15 protein-coding genes are annotated in these 15,844 nt (G+C 69.3%); 5 read left to right on the forward strand and 10 right to left on the reverse strand.

The features are described from left to right. The first annotated feature begins 320 nt into the window (after window positions 1–320). Genes QCD75_RS17800 through QCD75_RS17810 form a run of 3 tightly spaced genes read left to right on the forward strand, consistent with a single transcriptional unit; the run spans window position 321 to window position 2,758 of the window. Window positions 321–1,256 (forward strand): ABC transporter substrate-binding protein, encoded by a 936-nt coding sequence (locus QCD75_RS17800; protein WP_301230737.1) that lies wholly within the window; start codon window positions 321–323, stop codon window positions 1,254–1,256. Window positions 1,257–1,259: 3 nt separating this feature from the next. Then, entirely contained in the window at window positions 1,260–2,024 is a 765-nt protein-coding gene (locus QCD75_RS17805) for an amino acid ABC transporter permease (RefSeq protein ID WP_301230738.1), read from the forward strand. Continuing rightward, window positions 2,021–2,758 (forward strand): amino acid ABC transporter ATP-binding protein, encoded by a 738-nt coding sequence (locus QCD75_RS17810; protein ID WP_301230739.1) that lies wholly within the window; start codon window positions 2,021–2,023, stop codon window positions 2,756–2,758. Before QCD75_RS17805 ends, QCD75_RS17810 begins: the two co-directional genes overlap by 4 nt. 106 nt (window positions 2,759–2,864) lie before the next feature. Here the strand turns inward: QCD75_RS17810 and hemL are convergent, their stop codons facing one another. The 10 genes from hemL to hemE all read right to left on the reverse strand — a co-directional run bounded on the left by hemL (window position 2,865) and on the right by hemE (window position 13,947). After that, window positions 2,865–4,196: a glutamate-1-semialdehyde 2,1-aminomutase gene (hemL, locus tag QCD75_RS17815; protein WP_301230740.1), complete on the reverse strand. Its 1,332-nt coding sequence runs from the start codon at window positions 4,194–4,196 to the stop codon at window positions 2,865–2,867. A gap of 41 nt (window positions 4,197–4,237) precedes the next feature. Then, a complete protein-coding gene (locus QCD75_RS17820; protein WP_301230741.1) occupies window positions 4,238–5,341 on the reverse strand; it encodes an LLM class flavin-dependent oxidoreductase in 1,104 nt (367 codons plus the stop codon). Further along, window positions 5,341–6,321 carry a porphobilinogen synthase gene (hemB, locus tag QCD75_RS17825; RefSeq protein WP_301230742.1) on the reverse strand — a complete coding sequence of 327 codons (981 nt, stop codon included), beginning with the start codon at window positions 6,319–6,321 and terminating at the stop codon, window positions 5,341–5,343. Before hemB ends, QCD75_RS17820 begins: the two co-directional genes overlap by 1 nt. Beyond that, entirely contained in the window at window positions 6,318–7,319 is a 1,002-nt protein-coding gene (locus tag QCD75_RS17830) for a uroporphyrinogen-III synthase (protein ID WP_441005511.1), read from the reverse strand. Before QCD75_RS17830 ends, hemB begins: the two co-directional genes overlap by 4 nt. 20 nt (window positions 7,320–7,339) lie before the next feature. Then, window positions 7,340–8,338: a hydroxymethylbilane synthase gene (gene hemC / locus QCD75_RS17835; RefSeq protein ID WP_301230743.1), complete on the reverse strand. Its 999-nt coding sequence runs from the start codon at window positions 8,336–8,338 to the stop codon at window positions 7,340–7,342. Next, the gene (locus tag QCD75_RS17840) at window positions 8,335–9,621 is read right to left on the reverse strand and encodes a ferrochelatase (RefSeq protein WP_301230744.1); all 1,287 of its coding nucleotides are present in this window, start codon (window positions 9,619–9,621) and stop codon (window positions 8,335–8,337) included. Before QCD75_RS17840 ends, hemC begins: the two co-directional genes overlap by 4 nt. Beyond that, entirely contained in the window at window positions 9,618–10,331 is a 714-nt protein-coding gene (gene hemQ / locus QCD75_RS17845) for a hydrogen peroxide-dependent heme synthase (protein WP_301230745.1), read from the reverse strand. Before hemQ ends, QCD75_RS17840 begins: the two co-directional genes overlap by 4 nt. Window positions 10,332–10,462: 131 nt before the next feature. Next, window positions 10,463–11,182, reverse strand: a complete 720-nt coding sequence (locus QCD75_RS17850; RefSeq protein WP_301230747.1) for a hypothetical protein — start codon at window positions 11,180–11,182, stop codon at window positions 10,463–10,465. A gap of 188 nt (window positions 11,183–11,370) precedes the next feature. Further along, the gene (hemG, locus tag QCD75_RS17855; RefSeq protein WP_301230748.1) at window positions 11,371–12,846 is read right to left on the reverse strand and encodes a protoporphyrinogen oxidase; all 1,476 of its coding nucleotides are present in this window, start codon (window positions 12,844–12,846) and stop codon (window positions 11,371–11,373) included. Window positions 12,847–12,849: 3 nt separating this feature from the next. After that, window positions 12,850–13,947, reverse strand: coding sequence for a uroporphyrinogen decarboxylase (gene hemE / locus QCD75_RS17860; protein ID WP_301230750.1), 1,098 nt, complete (start codon window positions 13,945–13,947; stop codon window positions 12,850–12,852). 170 nt (window positions 13,948–14,117) lie between these two features. Between hemE and QCD75_RS17865 the strand changes: the two genes are divergently transcribed. Both QCD75_RS17865 and QCD75_RS17870 read left to right on the forward strand, forming a co-directional pair. After that, window positions 14,118–15,455 carry a glutamyl-tRNA reductase gene (locus tag QCD75_RS17865; RefSeq protein WP_301230751.1) on the forward strand — a complete coding sequence of 446 codons (1,338 nt, stop codon included), beginning with the start codon at window positions 14,118–14,120 and terminating at the stop codon, window positions 15,453–15,455. Window positions 15,456–15,664: 209 nt separating this feature from the next. Beyond that, on the forward strand, window positions 15,665–15,844 hold a 180-nt coding region (locus QCD75_RS17870), incomplete at its 3' end, for a hypothetical protein (RefSeq protein ID WP_301230752.1).

Below are 15,844 nucleotides of genomic sequence, written 5' to 3' on the forward strand. Positions count from 1 at the left end.
TAGACCTCCGGGAGCCGCATTTCCAGCGATTGCGACGGAACTCACACTGCAAGGGCAGCCCGGCGGCCCCGACTGCCCCAGCCATTCGTTCCGTTGCGCCCGGGCTCGGCTACTCAGATACCGGCCTGCGCGCTGCACGCGTGGAACAAATTCGATCCCGGCACGTCCAGCCGTGCACTAATTCGATTTGAAACACCCGCAGGGACAGGTGACACAATAATATTTTGCGGCTTGCCTGCCCCCCGGGGCGCCCAAGCCCTGAGGCGGGGCACGATGTTCTCCCCCGCGACCCACGAACTTCCGACGAAAGTGTTTGCGCGATGAAATCCAAAGCCTTGAAGTGGCTGACTACTGTTCCTGTGGCGATCGCCATTGCCGTCTCCCTGGCCGCCTGCGGCGGCGGTTCAGCGCAATCGTCCGCGTCCGCCACCGATGCCCTCGCCGGCAGCGACCAGACCTCGCTGGACAAGTACACGACCAAGGACGTCACCCCCTTGGACAAGATCGACAAGTCCAAGCTTGGCCTGCTGAGCGACGGCACCCTCACCGTCGGAACCCTCTCGGACGCCCCGCCGAACATTTTCATCGACCCGTCGGGCAAGTTCACCGGCTACGACAATGAACTCCTGCGCGCCATCGCGGACAAGCTGGGCCTCAAGGTTGAGTTCAAATCGACCGGCTTCGCTTCCCTGCTCTCCCAGGTCCAGAACAAGCAGTTCGACCTGGGATCTTCCTCGATCTCCACCACGGACGCCCGCCGCAAGACCGTGGGATTCACCAACGGCTATGACTTCGGCTTCATGGCGGTTGTCGCCAAGAAGGACGACAAGATCAAGGGCTTCAAGGACCTGACCAAGGACACCCGCATCGCGGTCGTCCAGGGCACCGTGCAGGACGACTACGTCACCAACACGCTGCAGATCGAGCCTGTCCGCTTTGAGGACTACAACACGGCCTACGCGAACCTGAAGAACGGCCAGGTCGACGCCTGGGTCGCTCCGTCCCAGCAGGCCACCGGCCAGGTCAAGGAAGGCGACGGCACGGTCATCGCCGAGTCCGTTGTCAACACCCAGAACTTCACCGCCTACGCCGTCAACAAGGAAAACCAGCCGCTCATTGACGCGCTGAACTCCGGCCTGGACGCCGTAATTGCCGACGGCACCTGGTCCAAGCTGACCAAGGAATGGTACCCGGACCGCGAAACCCCGGCCACGTGGTCCCCGGGTTCCAAGGCTGTCACCGTCCCGAAGTCCTAGTCCATGGATGCACTCGATCAACTCGCAAAGACCTTCTTTGACTGGGAGGCGATGGCAGCTGTCATCCCGAACATGCTCAAGGTCGGCCTGCCCAATACGCTGATCCTTGCGGTCTCCTCGGGCGTGCTCGGGTGCATCCTGGGCATGGTCCTGGCCATCATGGGCACGTCCCGCAGCACTCCGCTGCGGGTGCTGTCCAGGATCTACACGGATATTTTCCGCGGCGTCCCCGCTATCGTCGTCATCCTGCTCATCGGGATCGGCCTTGGACCCGTGATCCGGCAACTGACCGGATCCACGAACCCGTTTCCGCTGGGCATCCTGGCGCTGACGCTGATGGCGTCGGCGTACATCGGGGAGATCTTCCGGTCAGGCATCCAAAGCGTGGAAAAGGGACAGCTCGAGGCCTCCCGGGCGCTGGGCTTCAGCTACAACTCCTCCATGCGCCTCGTGGTGATCCCGCAGGGCATCCGCCGGGTGCTCCCGGCCCTGGTCAACCAGTTCATCTCGCTGATCAAGGACTCATCCCTGATCTACCTGCTGGGCCTGCTCGCCAGCCAGCGGGAGATCTTCCGCATCGGCAACGATGCTGCCGCCAACACGGGAAACCTCTCCCCGCTGATCGCTGCCGCCGCAATGTACCTCGTGCTGACGGTCCCCCTCACGCACCTGGTCAACTACATCGACAACCGCCTGCGTACCGGCCGTCCGGAGAAGAAGCAGCCGGACGACGCCGCAGCCCTGATCGGGAAGGGAGCCCAGCCATGAGCGAATTCGCCTCCGGCTCGCTGACCGGCAAGAACCTGCACCTGTCCTTCGGCACCAACCACGTCCTCCGCGGCATCGACCTCCACGTCGAGAAGGGCACCACCGCCTCGGTGATCGGTCCCTCCGGCTCCGGCAAGTCCACGCTGTTGCGCGTGATGAACCGCCTGATCGAACCGGACCAGGGCGACATCCTGCTGGATGGCCGCTCGGTCCTGAAAGACAACCCGGATGAGCTGCGCCAGCGTATCGGCATGGTGTTCCAGCAGTTCAACCTGTTCCCGCACAAGACCGTGGTGGACAACGTCTCCCTCGCGCTGCGCAAGCTGCGCAAACTCCCGGCCGAGCAGGCCCGGGCCGAAGCCCTGGAGCAGCTCGACCTCGTCGGGCTCAAGCACAAGGCGGACGTCCGTCCGGCCAACCTGTCCGGCGGGCAGCAGCAGCGCGTGGCGATTGCGCGGGCGCTGGCCATGAAGCCGGAAGTGATGTTCTTCGACGAGGCCACCTCGGCCCTCGACCCGGAGCTCGTCAAGGGTGTCCTGGCGCTGATGGCCGACCTCGCCAAGGGCGGCATGACCATGGTGGTGGTGACGCACGAGATGGGCTTCTCCCGCAACGTCTCGGACACCGTGACCTTTATGGACGCCGGAGTCGTCGTGGAGTCCGGTCCGCCGGAACAGCTCTTCACAAATCCGCAGACGGAAAGGCTCCAGGGCTTCCTCTCGGACGTCCTCTAGTCCGCAGACCTGCAACTTAAAACACTTGGGGCACCCGCCGCGGCGGGTGCCCCAAGTGTTTAACCACGACGGCGGAACGGCCGCCGTGTTGTTGCCGTGTCCGGCGCTAGGCCGTCGCGGCGGCCGCGGCCTTGGCAGCCGCGGGCAGGGCATCGAAGATCCGGTTCATCGCGGCGTCGTCATGCGCGGCGGACAGGAACCAGGCTTCGAAGACGGACGGCGGCAGGTAGACGCCGGAGTCCAACATGGAGTGGAAGAACGGCGCGTAGCGGAACACTTCCTGGCCCTGGGCGTCGTCGTAGTTGTGCACGCCCCGGGCGGAGGTGCCGAATGCCACCGAGAAGAGGTTACCGGCGCGCTGGATCGAGTGGTCCACCCCGGCCGCCTCCAGCGCGGAGGAAAGTGCCGCGGAGAGCTCCAGTGAGCGGGCATCCACGAAGGAGTAGACCTCGGGGGTGGCGTGGGTCAGCGTCGCGACGCCGGCGGCCATCGCCACCGGGTTGCCGGACAGCGTGCCGGCCTGGTAGACCGGGCCCAGCGGGGCGAGGTAGTCCATGACCTCGGCCCGGCCGGCGAGGGCCGCCGTCGGCATCCCGCCGCCGATGACCTTGCCGAACGTCAGCAGGTCCGGGGTCCACGGCTGGGCAGCGTCGGCCGCCCCGCCGGTGAGTCCCCAGTAGCCCGAGTACCCCGTACGGAAGCCGGTGAGGACCTCGTCGAGGATCAGCAGGGCACCGTGCTCCCGGGTGATGCGCGACAGGCCGGCGTTGAAGCCTTCTCCCGGCGTCACGACCCCCATATTGGCGGGCGCGGCCTCGGTGATGACGGCGGCGATGTTCGCACCGTGCTTGGCGAAGGCGGCCTCGACGGCGGCGAGGTCGTTGTAGGGCAGCACGAGGGTCTCGGCGGCGGTGGCGGCCGTGACGCCGGCCGAGCCAGGAAGCGCGAGGGTCGCCAGGCCGGAGCCTGCCGCGGCGAGGAGGCCGTCGAGGTGCCCGTGGTAGCAGCCGGCAAACTTGATGATGAGGTTCCGGCCGGTGAAGCCGCGGGCCAGCCGCACGGCGGTCATGGTTGCCTCGGTGCCGGTGGAGACCATCCGGACGCGTTCGGCGGCAAGGACCCGCTCCTGGACGATCGCGGCGAGGTTGGCCTCATCCGGCGTCGAGGCGCCGAAGGAGAGCCCCCGGTCGACGGCGGCGTGCACGGCGGCGAGGACCGCCGGATGGGCATGCCCCAGCAGCGCCGGGCCCCAGGAGCAGACGAGGTCGACGTATTCGGCGCCGTCGGCGTCGGTCAGGTAGGGGCCTTTCGCGGAGACGATAAAACGCGGGGTCCCGCCGACGGAGCCGAACGCACGGACCGGCGAGTTGACGCCGCCGGGCATGAGTTGGCGGGCACGGTCGAAGAGTTCCTCGTTGCGAGGGTGGCTGGAAGTCATGGTTCCTATTCTTTCAGTCGCATTCAATGGATCAGTCGCCTTCAACGGGGCTGCGCGGCCCCGGCCAGCAGGCTGGCGACCCGGGGGGCCACCTCGGTGCCGAACAGCTCGATCGAACGCATCATGGCCTTGTGCGGCAGGGTGCCGTTGCTGTACTTCAGGTCAAAGCGGTCCACGCCGAGGTGGCGCTTCAGCAGCGCGATCTTCGCGGCAACGGTGTCCGGGGATCCGACGTAGAGGGCACCCTCGGGGGTGCACATGGCGTCGAACTCGGCGCGGTTGCCCGGGCCCCAGCCGCGCTCCGCGCCGATGAGGTTGCGCTGGCCGAGCCAGTGCGGGAAGAATTCCTCCCGCGCCTCCTCGTCGGTGGCAGCAATGTGGCCCGGTGAATGCGTGGCCATCTGCTGCATCGGGTGGCCGTATTTGGCCATCGCCTCACGGTAGAGGTTCGCGAGCGGGCCAAAGGACCGCGGCTGTCCGCCGATGATGGCGAAGATGATCGGGTAGCCGTATTCGGCGCAGCGCAGCACCGACTCCGGGGTCCCGCCGACGCCGATCCAGGCGGGCAGCAGGTGGTGTTCCAGCGGCGGGTAGGCGCTGAGCCCGTTGATGGCCGTGCGGGTGCGGCCCTCCCAGTGGATGGGCTTTTGGGCGCGGACCTTGTCGAAAAGCTCGAGCTTCTCCTCAAAGAGGATCTCGTAGTCGGCCAGGTCGAGGCCGAAAAGCGGGAAGGACTCGACGAAGGACCCGCGCCCCAGCATGACCTCGGCCCGGCCGTTGGAGATGGCGTCCACGGTGGAGAAGCGCTGGAAGACGCGGATGGGGTCATCGGAGCTCAGGACCGTGACGGCGGAGCCGAGCCGGATGTTCTTGGTGCGGGCGGCCGCCGCGGCGAGGAACACCTCGGGAGCGGAGACTGCGAAGTCGCGCCGGTGGTGCTCCCCCACCCCGAAGGCATGGAGTCCCACCTCGTCCGCGAGTTCGGCCTGTTCCAGCAGCTGCCGCAGCACCTGGGCGTGCGGCACGGGGTGCCCGTCGGGGAAGACCCCGACGTCGCCAAAGCTGTTCAGTCCCAGCAGAATACGCCCCGGCCCTACCGGGGACGTGGGGTTCGCCGCGGACGCCGGGTCAGTCGACGTGTGCATCAGGATTCCTTCAGCCAGCCGGCGAGTTCGCTCGCCCAGTAGGTCAGGACCATGTTGGCCCCGGCCCGTTTGATGCCCAGCACGGACTCGGTGATCGCGGCGCGGCGGTCGATCCATCCGTTGGCGGCGGCGGCCTCGATCATCGAGTACTCACCGGAGATCTGGTACGCCGCGACCGGGACCGGGCTCATGGCGGCGACGTCGGCGAGGATGTCCAGGTAGCTCATGGCCGGCTTCACCATGACCATGTCCGCGCCCTCTTCGAGGTCCAGTTCCACTTCGAGGATCGCCTCGCGGCGGTTCGCGGCGTCCATCTGGTAGGTGCGGCGGTCGCCTTTAAGCTGCGAGTCGACGGCTTCCCGGAAGGGTCCGTAGAACGCGGACGCGTATTTCGCCGCGTAGGCGACGACCGCGGTGTTGGCGTGGCCGGCTGCCTCGAGCGCCTGGCGGATCACGGCGATCTGGCCGTCCATCATCCCCGACGGGCCCAGCACGTGGGCGCCGGCCTCCGCCTGGGCCACGGCCATCCGGCCGTAGATCTCCAGCGTGGCGTCGTTGTCCACATAGCCGCCCGAGTCGAGGACCCCGCAGTGCCCGTGGTCGGTGAATTCGTCCAGGCAGACGTCGCTCATGATGACCAGTTCGTCGCCGACCTCGGCGCGGACGTCCCGGATGGCTTTGTTCAGCACGCCGTCCGGGTCCAGCGACGCGGTGCCGGTGGCGTCGCGGACGGCGGGGATGCCGAAGAGCATGATGCCGCCGACGCCGAGCCCCACGGCTTCGGCTGCGGCGCGCTTGAGCGTCTCGGTGGTGTGCTGCTGCACCCCGGGCATCGACGCAATCGGGTTCGGCTCGGACAGTCCTTCCCGGATGAAGGCGGGAAGGATCAGTTCCGCAGCGGAGAGGCGGTGCTCAGCCGTCAGCCGGCGCATGGCCGGGGTGGTGCGGAGCCGGCGGGGGCGGTGGGTCGGGAAGCTCATATGGTGTCCTTTGCTGTGGGCTCTGCGACTGGCTGATGAAGTGGGGACGGCCGATCTGCCAGCGACCGGATGACGGCGTCGACCAGGCCGGAGGCGGTGGGTTCCTCGGCAACGGCGGCGACGGTGAGGCCGAGCGCCTCAGCCTCGCCGGCGGTCGACCGCCCGATGGCGACGAAACGGCAGTCACCCAGCGGGGCGAGGTCCTCGTGGATGCGCCGGGCTGCGCTGGGGGAAGCGGCGACGACGGCGTCCAGCCGGCCGGCGACGATTTCGGCCTTCGCCTGGGCCGGGGTGAGCACGGCGGCTCCGGTGTCCAGGGGCGTTCCAGGGGCTGCACTATCCCCGGAGGCCGTGGCGGGCTGGCACGCGGCGAGGCTCCGGCCGGGGTCGGCCGGGAAATCCACGGTGCGGTATGCGGTCACGGCCTGGACGAAGGCGCCCCTGGCCTCCAGCCCCCGGCGGAGCCGGGGGTCGGCGATGTCCGCCTGCGGCAGGAGGACGCTGCCCTGGTGCTCTGGCCAGATGTCGGTCAGCCCCGCGCCGGACTGCCGCCCCGTGGGTGAGAGGTCGACGGCGACTCCCCTGGATTCGAGGAAACGGCGCGTTGCGGGCCCGATCGTTGCCACCAGGAGGCTGCCCGGGAGCCAGCTGCTGAGCGTGGTTCCGCGCTCGGTGGCCTTGACCTCGAGCGCCTGGACCGTGGTCACGCTGCTGACCACGAGCCAGTTGTAGGCGCCGGCGCCCAGGGCGTCAAACGCGACATCCAGGGAGTGCTGGTCGCTGGCGACCTCAAAGTCGATCAGCGGCAGCAGCAGCGGCTCTGCGCCGACGGCGCGCAGGGCACTGACAAGCTCCGCCGCACGGTCCGGGCTGCGGGCGACGAGGATCCGGGCGCCGTGGGGCCCCCTCATGGCGTCCTGCCCGGCCTGTTCACCGTTGACCCGAACGTCCGCGGCGGGGGTGCGGGCGCGGGCGTTTCTGGCACTGTGCCGTCCCATGAATTGAAGAATTCCGCGGATCAGGATGCGGCCAGGTCCGCGATGTCGGCGGCACCCTGGGCGAGCAGGACTTCGGCGAGTTCGATTCCGAGCAGGGTCGCCCCGACCTCGGTGAGTCCGTCCGTGGCCTTCCGGTCCCGGATGGTGGCTGTTCCGTCGACGGCGCACACCACGGCTTCAAGGTGCAGCAGGCTGCCCTTGCGGTAGGCGTAGGCGCCCACCGGCGCGGCGCAGCCGGCTTCCAGGCGGGCCAGGAGCGCCCGCTCGGCGGTGACGGCGAGCCGGGTGTCGGGGTCGTCGAGGGCGGTGAGGGCCTGGGCCAGCACGCCCTGCGAGCCCTCGGTGGATCCTGCCTTGCGCGGCGCATCGGCGGAGCGGCATTCGATCGCGAGGGAACCCTGCCCGGCGGCGGGCAGCATGACGTCGGGTTCAAGGAACTCGCTGACGGCGTCCAGCCGGCCGATCCGGTGCAGTCCGGCGGCGGCGAGCACCACGGCGTCGAGGTCGCAGCTCTTGCCGTCCACGACGGCGTCGGTGCTGTTGCCCGGCAGCCCGGGGACGCGGCCGAGCCTGGTATCCACGTTGCCGCGGATGTCACGGATGTCCAGGTCCGGGCGGGCGGCCCGGAGCTGGGCTGCGCGCCGCGGGGAACCCGTGCCCACGGTGGCGCCGGCGGGCAGGTCGGCGAGCTTGAGCCCGTCCCGGGCACAGAGCACGTCGCGGACGTCGACGCGCTTCGGCGTCGCCGCGAGCGTCAGTCCCAGGGCCGGACCGGTGGGCAGGTCCTTGAGCGAGTGCACAGCCACGTCGCATGCGTCCTGCAGCAGGGCGTCGCGCAGGGCCGCGACGAAAACCCCGGTGCCGCCCATCTGGGACAGCGATCCGGTGAGGACATCGCCGTCGGTGCGGATGCGGACCAGTTCGACCGGGAATCCGCCGACGGCGGCCAGTTGGTCAGCGGTCTGCTGGGTCTGGGTCAGTGCCAGTTTGCTGGCGCGGGTTCCGATCCGGACGGTCACAGTGCTTCCTGACCCGCCGCCGGCGCGGAGGTGGCGGCGGTGGCGGCCGCCGGGTAGGGGGCGTGGCCGGTGCCGATGGTCGTGTCGGCGCCTGCAATGGTGGGCTTTTCGCCGCGGAAGTTGGCGCAGCAGCCCGGGCGGCAGACGTCGTACCAGGGGCCCAGTTTGGTCAGGTGCGGCCGGTCGGCGATGTTGTTCGCGGCGGTCCGCTCACAGATCAGGTCCACGATTCCGGCGACGAACTTGCGGTGCGTCCCGGGGGTGGGGACGCGGCTCGCGGCGAGGCTGAGCCTGGCGCAGGTTTCCAGGGCTTCGGTGTCGAGGTCCCAGACAACTTCCATGTGGTCGCTGACGAAGCCCAGCGGCACAATCACGATGCCCTTGACGCCCTGGCCGGCGAGTTCCTCGATGGCGTCGTTGATGTCCGGTTCCAGCCACGGCACGTGCGGGGCCCCGGAACGGGACTGGTAGACGAGGGACCAGGGTGCGGTGTCGCCGGTCTCCGCTTCCACCCGGCGGATGACTTCGGTGCCGGTGGCGAGGTGCTGCGCGACGTAGGCGGAGTCCTCCTCGAAGTGGCGCGGTTCGGCCTCGGAGCGGCCCGCCGCCTGGGCGTCGCGGGTGGGGATGGAGTGTGTGGCGAACAGGATGTGCACCGGCGCGTCCGGGGTGCCGGCCGCGGCCAGCCTGGCGCGGACGTCGGCGAGGCCGGCGGCGGTGCCTTCAATGAACGGTTCGACGAAACCGGGGTGGTCGAAGTACTGGCGGACCTTGTCGACTTCGAGCTTGCCGTCGAGGCCGGTGTCGGTCAGCGCGACGCCAATGTCCTCACGGTACTGGCGGCAGCTGGAGTAGCAGGAATACGCGCTTGTGGTGACCATGAGGACCTTGCGGTGCCCGGCGTCGTAGATGTCTTGGAGGGTCTGCGGGATGTACGGGGCCCAGTTGCGGTTGCCCCAGAACACCGGCAGTTCGATCCCGCGGGCGGAGAGTTCGGCCTCGATGCCGGCCTTGAGCTCGCGGTTCTGCTGGTTGATCGGGCTGATGCCGCCGTTGGCGCGGTAGTGGTGCGAGACCTCTTCGAGCCGCTCGTCCGGGATCCCGCGGCCGCGGGTGACGTTCCGAAGGAAGGGAAGGACGTCATCCTGGCCCTCGGGGCCGCCGAAGGAGGCGAGGAGCACGGCGTCGTAGTCCTTGGGGGCCATCCGGCCGGCTTCGGTGACCGCGTTGAGGGCTGTTTCGCCTGTGGCGGTGTCAGTTTCCTGGGGATCCAGCGGGCTCATGAAAGGACCTCGGCAATCTCGGCGGCGCCCACCCGGCGGCCGGTGTAGAACGGGATTTCTTCGCGGACGTGGTGGCGGGCTTCCGTGGCGCGCAGGTGGCGCATCAGGTCCACGAGGTCCACGAGTTCGGGGGCTTCCAGGCCGAGGATCCACTCCCAGTCGCCGAGAGCGAAGGAGGACACGGTGTTGGAGATGACCTGGGGGAAGTCCCGGCCCAGCATGCCGTGGTCGCGCAACATCGCGCCGCGTTCGGCGTCGGGCAGCAGATACCACTCGTAGGAGCGCACAAAGGGGTAGACGCAGAGCCACTCCGCCGGTTCGACGCCGCGGGAATAGGCAGGGGTGTGGTTCTTGGCGAACTCGGCCTCACGGTGCACGCCCATGGCGGACCAGGCGATCTCCGTGCCGGCGAACAGCTTGCTGCGGCGGATGTCCCGGACGGCGCGCTGGAGGGCCTCCGGCTGGGGTCCATGCAGCCAGACCATGATGTCGGCATCCGCGCGCATCGCCGACACGTCGTAGCTGCCGCGGTGGACCACACCTGCCTCGGCCAGCCGCGCGATGAGGGCATCGAAGTCTTCGGCAGCATCGCCGCTGCGGACCACGTCGGCGGAGCGCTTGAAAACCGTCCAGAGCGTGAAGAACTGCTCGGCTGATTCTTCGCTTGCTGATTCGGTTTTAGTGACAGTTTCGGCAGAAGTGTGGCTCATGCATACCAGTCTGCCCCTTCGCCTCAGCTAAGTCGAAATCAAGCACTTCTACAACGCGTAGAAGTGCGTAATTTCACATCGATAGGGATTCCGCCCCGGATCCGGAGTGCCCGGCAGCGCCCGCCGGGACCTCAGACGCGGCGCAGCCGCAGCACCACGAGGCCGGCGATCACGGAGAGGACAACGAGGCCAATGCCCAGTCCGAGCAGCGGCGCTGTGAACGGTTCACGCGTTGACGTTGCCTCCATCGAGGTACTCCCTGAGCGGGGCTTGGCCTGCGCAGTTGCGGAGCGGTCCGGGGCTGTCGGGGAGGCGGACGCCGTGCTCGACGGGGCTGCCGGGTTCGACGGGGCTGCCGGGTTCGACGGGGCTGCCGTGTTCGACGGCGCCGCCGGGGTTTCGTTGGGGGCCTGAGCCCCGGCAGGGATTTCGGCGGCCGGTGCCGGCTCCGCTACCGGCTCCCCCGGGTCGGGGACCGCGGGCACGGCCGGCTGGGCCGGCTGGGCCGGAGAAGGCGTGACAGGCGGCGGGGCCGCGGGCCCAGTTGGCACGGGTGGTGCCACGGGCTGCGGAGTGACGGGCTCCGTGGGAGTTGGCCTCGGGGTGCGGCTTGGCCCGGGTGCGGAGGGTTCCTCGGAGGCGGTGGCCTGGGGCGAGGGGCTCGATGGCCAGGGCGTTGGGGTGGGCCGCTTGAGCGGCTCGAAGAGGCCGCCGGCCAAACCATTGAGGTCAACGGACAGGAGGTCCGTCCCGGAAGAACCTGAGGCAGGGGCCGCCGGCCCCGTGGCGGCTTGTGAGGCGGGCGCGCCTGCGGATAGAGCCAGCACCACTCCGAGCGTTGCGGCTGCCATGCCGCGTCGAAGTCCCCCATGGTGGCCGGCCTGCGTTTTGTGGACGTTCGACCTGCAAGTAACCATGGTGGTCGAGCCTAGCCGCCGCAGGACGCGGGGGAAAATTTGCTGTTCGCCCTGATTCCCGGTACCGGGAGTCGGCATTGGCTCCCGGATTTTGGGCCCGGATCTTTGGGTCCCGGCGCGGCTCAGGACAGCAGTTGCCTGACCTGCTTCGGGGTGTCGGCAACGATCGCTGCGAGGCCGTTGCCGGAAAGCCAGCCACCCACCACGGCCAGGGTGCCGTCCGCCGCGCAGATGCTCCGCACCTCGGCGACGCGGCGTTTGTGTCCGAGCGAGGCGAAGGGCAGTGCCCCGCCCCAGCGCACGACGTCCCAGTCCACCACGTCCCCGCCGGTGACCGGCACGGAGAGCAGGGAGGAGGCGTCCTTCAGGGCAGCTGCGAACAGCTCGGCGTCAGTGCGGGGTTCCGGGCGTGCCTGAACCCCGTGCCGGGCGTCGCCGCGACCGTAGGACAGCCGGACAACATGGGTGCCGGGGCCGGCCTGGTCGGCCAGCCACGCCCACTTGGCGGTGGCATGGGTGAGGGCCTTGGCCTGGATCCCCGGGCTCTGCGGTGCGACCAGGACCCCTGTCCCCCGCGGCCGGGCGTCCAGCTGCGGCAGATCCACCACCAGCGTGACCAGGCTGACGTCGGGTCCGGCCTCGGGGCGGCGGCCGGCAAGTTCCGGCAGGGCACCGGCGAGCAGCGCGACGGCGGCCGGGCCTTGCACAGCGACGACCAGCAGCCCGGCGTCGTGCGCGGTGCCGCCGGTGGACACCCGCCAGCCGCCGGCAGTGCGCTCCACGGAGTCGGCCCGTATGCCGCCCAGCAGCGTCACGCCCTGGCGGCGCAGCTCGGCCAGCAGTGCGGAGACGAGGGTGTGCATGCCGCCGCGCAGTCCCGCGACGGCCGACCCCGCCTTCTGCAGCCCGGGTGGCGCCGGGGCCGGTGCCGCCGGCCCGGGTTGCGATCCATTGCGTTGGGCCGCGACGGCGGCGGCGAGGGATCCGTGCTCCCGGATCCCCGCGCGCAGGCCAGGTGCCACCATGTCGATGTCGAGGACGTCCGGGTCCGCGGAGTGGACGCCGCCGACAACGGGGGCCACAAGGCGTTCGAGCACGCGCCGGCCCATCCGCGCCCTGACGAGCGCCGAGACACTCGTGGCCCCGTCTTTGGTACCCAGCGAGGCGGGCAGCAGCTTGTCGATCGAGGCGCGGAGTGAACCCGTGAGGCCCAGGGAGCGGCGGACTTCCGGGTCCCAGGGGTTGGCCGGGATGCCGAGGACACCGGTGCGGGGAAGTTCACGCGGACCATCGGGCAACTGGACCCAAGCACCACCGGGATTGGGTGCCACGATACTGGCGGCCAGGCCGAGCTCGCCGGCCAGGTCGGCCACAGCGGAGGAGCGGGTAGCGAAGGACTCGGCGCCGCTGTCCAGGGTCAGCCCTGCCACCACGTGGCTGCCGACGCAGCCGCCCCAGGCACCGGAGGCCTCCAGGACCGTGGTGCGGACGCCGGCCCGGGCGAGCTCGCGCGCAGCAAGCAGTCCAGAGACCCCGCCGCCCACCACGACGGCGGTCTGCGCTGCGGCCCCCAGGGCGGTGCCGCCCGCTGCCTCCATGCCCTACTCCGGAGAGATCGAGTGGATAAGCTCGACGACGCGCGTCAGCACGTCAGGATCGGTGTCCGGGGGCACGCCATGGCCGAGGTTCAGCACGTGTCCCGGGGCCGAGGCGCCGGCGGCGATGACTTCGCGGACGTGTGCTGCCAGCACCTCCCACGGTGCGGACAGCAGGGCCGGGTCGATGTTGCCCTGCAGCGGCACCGAGCCGCCCAGCCGGCGGTTGGCTTCGTCGAGGGGCAGCCGGTAGTCCACCCCGACGACGTCGACGCCGACGTCGCGCATGGCGACGAGCAGCTCAGAGGTGCCGGTGCCGAAGTGGATCAGCGGGGCCCCGAGGCCCCGCACGTGGTCCAGTGCACGGGACGAGGCCGGTGCGACGAAGCGCTGATAGTCGGCCAGGCCGAGCGAGCCCGCCCAGGAGTCGAAGAGCTGGCCGGCGGAGGCGCCGGCTTCGAGCTGTGCGCGGAGGAACATGCCTGAGGCGTCCGCGGCCCAGTTCGCCAGTGCGGTCCAGGTCTCGGGATCGGCGTGCATCATGGTGCGCGGGCCGAGGTGGTCGCGGGACGGTTTTCCTTCCACCATGTAGGCGGCGAGCGTGAACGGTGCGCCGGCGAAGCCGATCAGCGGGGTCTTCCCCAGCTGGGCCACGGTCAGCCGGACGGCTTCGCGGATCGGCTCCAGGGCTTCCCACGTCAGCTGGGGAAGCGCGGCGACATCGGCTGCGGTGCGGACCGGCTTGTCCAGGACGGGACCGACGCCGGGGACGATATCGACGCCGACTCCGGCCAGCTTGAGCGGAATGACGATGTCGGAGAAGAAGATGGCGGCATCGACGTCGTGGCGGCGGACCGGTTGCAGGGTGATCTCGGAGGCCAGCTCGGGGCGCAGGCAGGAGTCCAGCATCGCGACTCCCTCGCGCAGCTTGAGGTATTCCGGCAGCGAGCGGCCAGCCTGGCGCATGAACCAGACGGGACGGCGGGAGGGCTTGCCGCCGCGGTAAGCGGTGATCAGCGGGGAATCCGCGGTGCGGCCGTCCATCAGCGGGTGCCCGGCGTCGAGGCCGGAGATTTCAGGAGTTGCCGCAGTGCGAGGAGTCATGCCTTCGATTGTGCCGAAAATCGGCCCCAAAAGATAACGACAGGTTGTCACCGACACAGGCAGCGGTGCGGGGCGGGCCCGGGCGGAGGCGGGAATCACACACCGGTGTGTGCGGTCACATGCCCCCTGGTTGTTCTACGCCGGCACGAAAAAGCTATGATTGTCCTGCTGTGGTTCTATTTTCTCTGGTGGCGACCCACGCCGACATCGACCTCGAGACCGTTGCTCAATTGAGCACCGGCGCTTCAGAGCTCGCCACATCCGCCCTCGCCGGATCGCCGGCCGTGGCGGGTGCCATTGTGCTTGCCACCTGCAACCGCTTCGAAATCTACGGTGAAGCGTCCCGCCCGGACGATGTCGACGACGCCCGCGCGGCCCTCATCGCCCAGCTGAGCGGATCCACCGGACTCAACGAACAGCTCGTCGCGCGTTCCTTCAACACCCGCACAGGACCAGACGTCACCCGGCACCTCTTCTCGGTCAGCTCAGGACTGGACTCCGCCGTCGTCGGTGAACGCGAAATCGCCGGGCAGGTGCGCCGGGCCCTGATTACCGCCCAGCACGAGGGCACGGCCAGCTCCGGCCTCGTCCGGCTGTTCCAGGCGGCGTCGAAGACCGCCAAGGACGTAGGAGCCCAGACCGCACTTGGCGCGCGCGGCCTCTCCGTAGTCTCCGTTGCCCTGGACCTCGCCACCGAGCTCTCCGAGGACCCCGACTGGTCCACCAAGAAGGTTGTCGTCTTCGGCACCGGCGCCTACGCCGGCGCCACCATGTCCCTGCTTCGCGAACGCGGCTGCACCGACGTCTCTGTCTACTCCTCCTCCGGCCGTGCCTCCGGTTTCGTCGCCACCCGCGGCGGCACCGCTCTGGACGGCGACACCCTCCCGTCCGCCGTCGCCGCCGCGGACATCATGATCGGCTGCAGCGGCGCGGACACCCGGGTCGAGGCCGGGGAACTGGCCAGGGTCCGGGCGGACTCACCGCAGCCCCTCATCGCCATCGATCTGGCCCTCACACACGACTTTGATCCCGCCGTGGGAGGCCTCGACGGCGTCGAACTCCTCACGCTGGAGTCGGTCCGTCTGGCCGCCCCGCAGGAGCAGGCCGAATCTCTGGCCCAGGCCAGCAGCATTGTGGCCGGCGCCGCCAGCGCGTTCGAACAGGAACGCGAGGCCCGATCGGTGGACTCTGCAATTGTCGCGCTGCGCCGGCACACCATGAACGTGCTGGACGCGGAAATGGAAAAAGTCCGGGCCCGCCACGGCTGCACCGCCGCGGCCGAGGAAGTTGAATTCGCGCTCCGCCGGATGGTCAAGCAGCTGCTGCACGTCCCGACGGTCCGGGCCCGGGAGCTCGCCGCCAACGGCCAGCAGGAAGACTATGTCGCCGCCCTGGAGGCGTTGTACGGCATCACAGTCGAACAGCCCGCGGCAAAAGCGGCCGACTCCGGATGCCCGGTCGAACACCAGGAACGTCCCGCCCCGGACGGCGTGCGGGAAACCGCCTAAATACCGCTATCCGCTTCGGCCGTCGATGACTGCGCCGCCGCTGCGCTGAGCCCACTGAAAATGTCGCCGTGATGCCGCCGGTCTGGGTGCTGGAGGATCAACGCCCGGGCAGCACTCGTTTGGAGCAGGATCCCCTCGGATTGTCGGTCGTTCCAGGTTCACGCGGCAACCAACCAGTTACTGTCGGAGGCCCCTTATATTCTTTGAGTGTGGCTAGCGGAGCAGCGTTGAGCGTGGAGAGCAGGGAGGCCCTGGCGGCCGTCACGGCGTCCACGGCTGCGCTTGCTGCTTTCATCGGATCCGGCGCGGAGCTGCCCTCCGCCGATGCGCAACCGCGGGACACGGATCCGTTCCGGGGGATCGATCCGTTGCGGGATCTGGCGGATGAT

The organism is Arthrobacter sp. PsM3, from assembly GCF_030433895.1.
Classification (GTDB): Bacteria; Actinomycetota; Actinomycetes; order Actinomycetales; family Micrococcaceae; genus Arthrobacter.

What these genes read in the sequence shown, in the direction of transcription:
- QCD75_RS17800 (WP_301230737.1), top strand. Translation starts at nt 321, where the DNA reads ATGAAATCCAAAGCCTTGAAGTGGCTGACTACTGTTCCTGTGGCGATC.
- QCD75_RS17805 (WP_301230738.1), top strand. Translation starts at nt 1,260, where the DNA reads ATGGATGCACTCGATCAACTCGCAAAGACCTTCTTTGACTGGGAGGCG.
- QCD75_RS17810 (WP_301230739.1), top strand. Translation starts at nt 2,021, where the DNA reads ATGAGCGAATTCGCCTCCGGCTCGCTGACCGGCAAGAACCTGCACCTG.
- hemL (WP_301230740.1), bottom strand. Translation starts at nt 4,196, where the DNA reads ATGACTTCCAGCCACCCTCGCAACGAGGAACTCTTCGACCGTGCCCGC.
- QCD75_RS17820 (WP_301230741.1), bottom strand. Translation starts at nt 5,341, where the DNA reads ATGCACACGTCGACTGACCCGGCGTCCGCGGCGAACCCCACGTCCCCG.
- hemB (WP_301230742.1), bottom strand. Translation starts at nt 6,321, where the DNA reads ATGAGCTTCCCGACCCACCGCCCCCGCCGGCTCCGCACCACCCCGGCC.
- QCD75_RS17830 (WP_441005511.1), bottom strand. Translation starts at nt 7,319, where the DNA reads ATGGGACGGCACAGTGCCAGAAACGCCCGCGCCCGCACCCCCGCCGCG.
- QCD75_RS17840 (WP_301230744.1), bottom strand. Translation starts at nt 9,621, where the DNA reads ATGAGCCCGCTGGATCCCCAGGAAACTGACACCGCCACAGGCGAAACA.
- hemQ (WP_301230745.1), bottom strand. Translation starts at nt 10,331, where the DNA reads ATGAGCCACACTTCTGCCGAAACTGTCACTAAAACCGAATCAGCAAGC.
- QCD75_RS17850 (WP_301230747.1), bottom strand. Translation starts at nt 11,182, where the DNA reads ATGGCAGCCGCAACGCTCGGAGTGGTGCTGGCTCTATCCGCAGGCGCG.
- hemG (WP_301230748.1), bottom strand. Translation starts at nt 12,846, where the DNA reads ATGGAGGCAGCGGGCGGCACCGCCCTGGGGGCCGCAGCGCAGACCGCC.
- hemE (WP_301230750.1), bottom strand. Translation starts at nt 13,947, where the DNA reads ATGACTCCTCGCACTGCGGCAACTCCTGAAATCTCCGGCCTCGACGCC.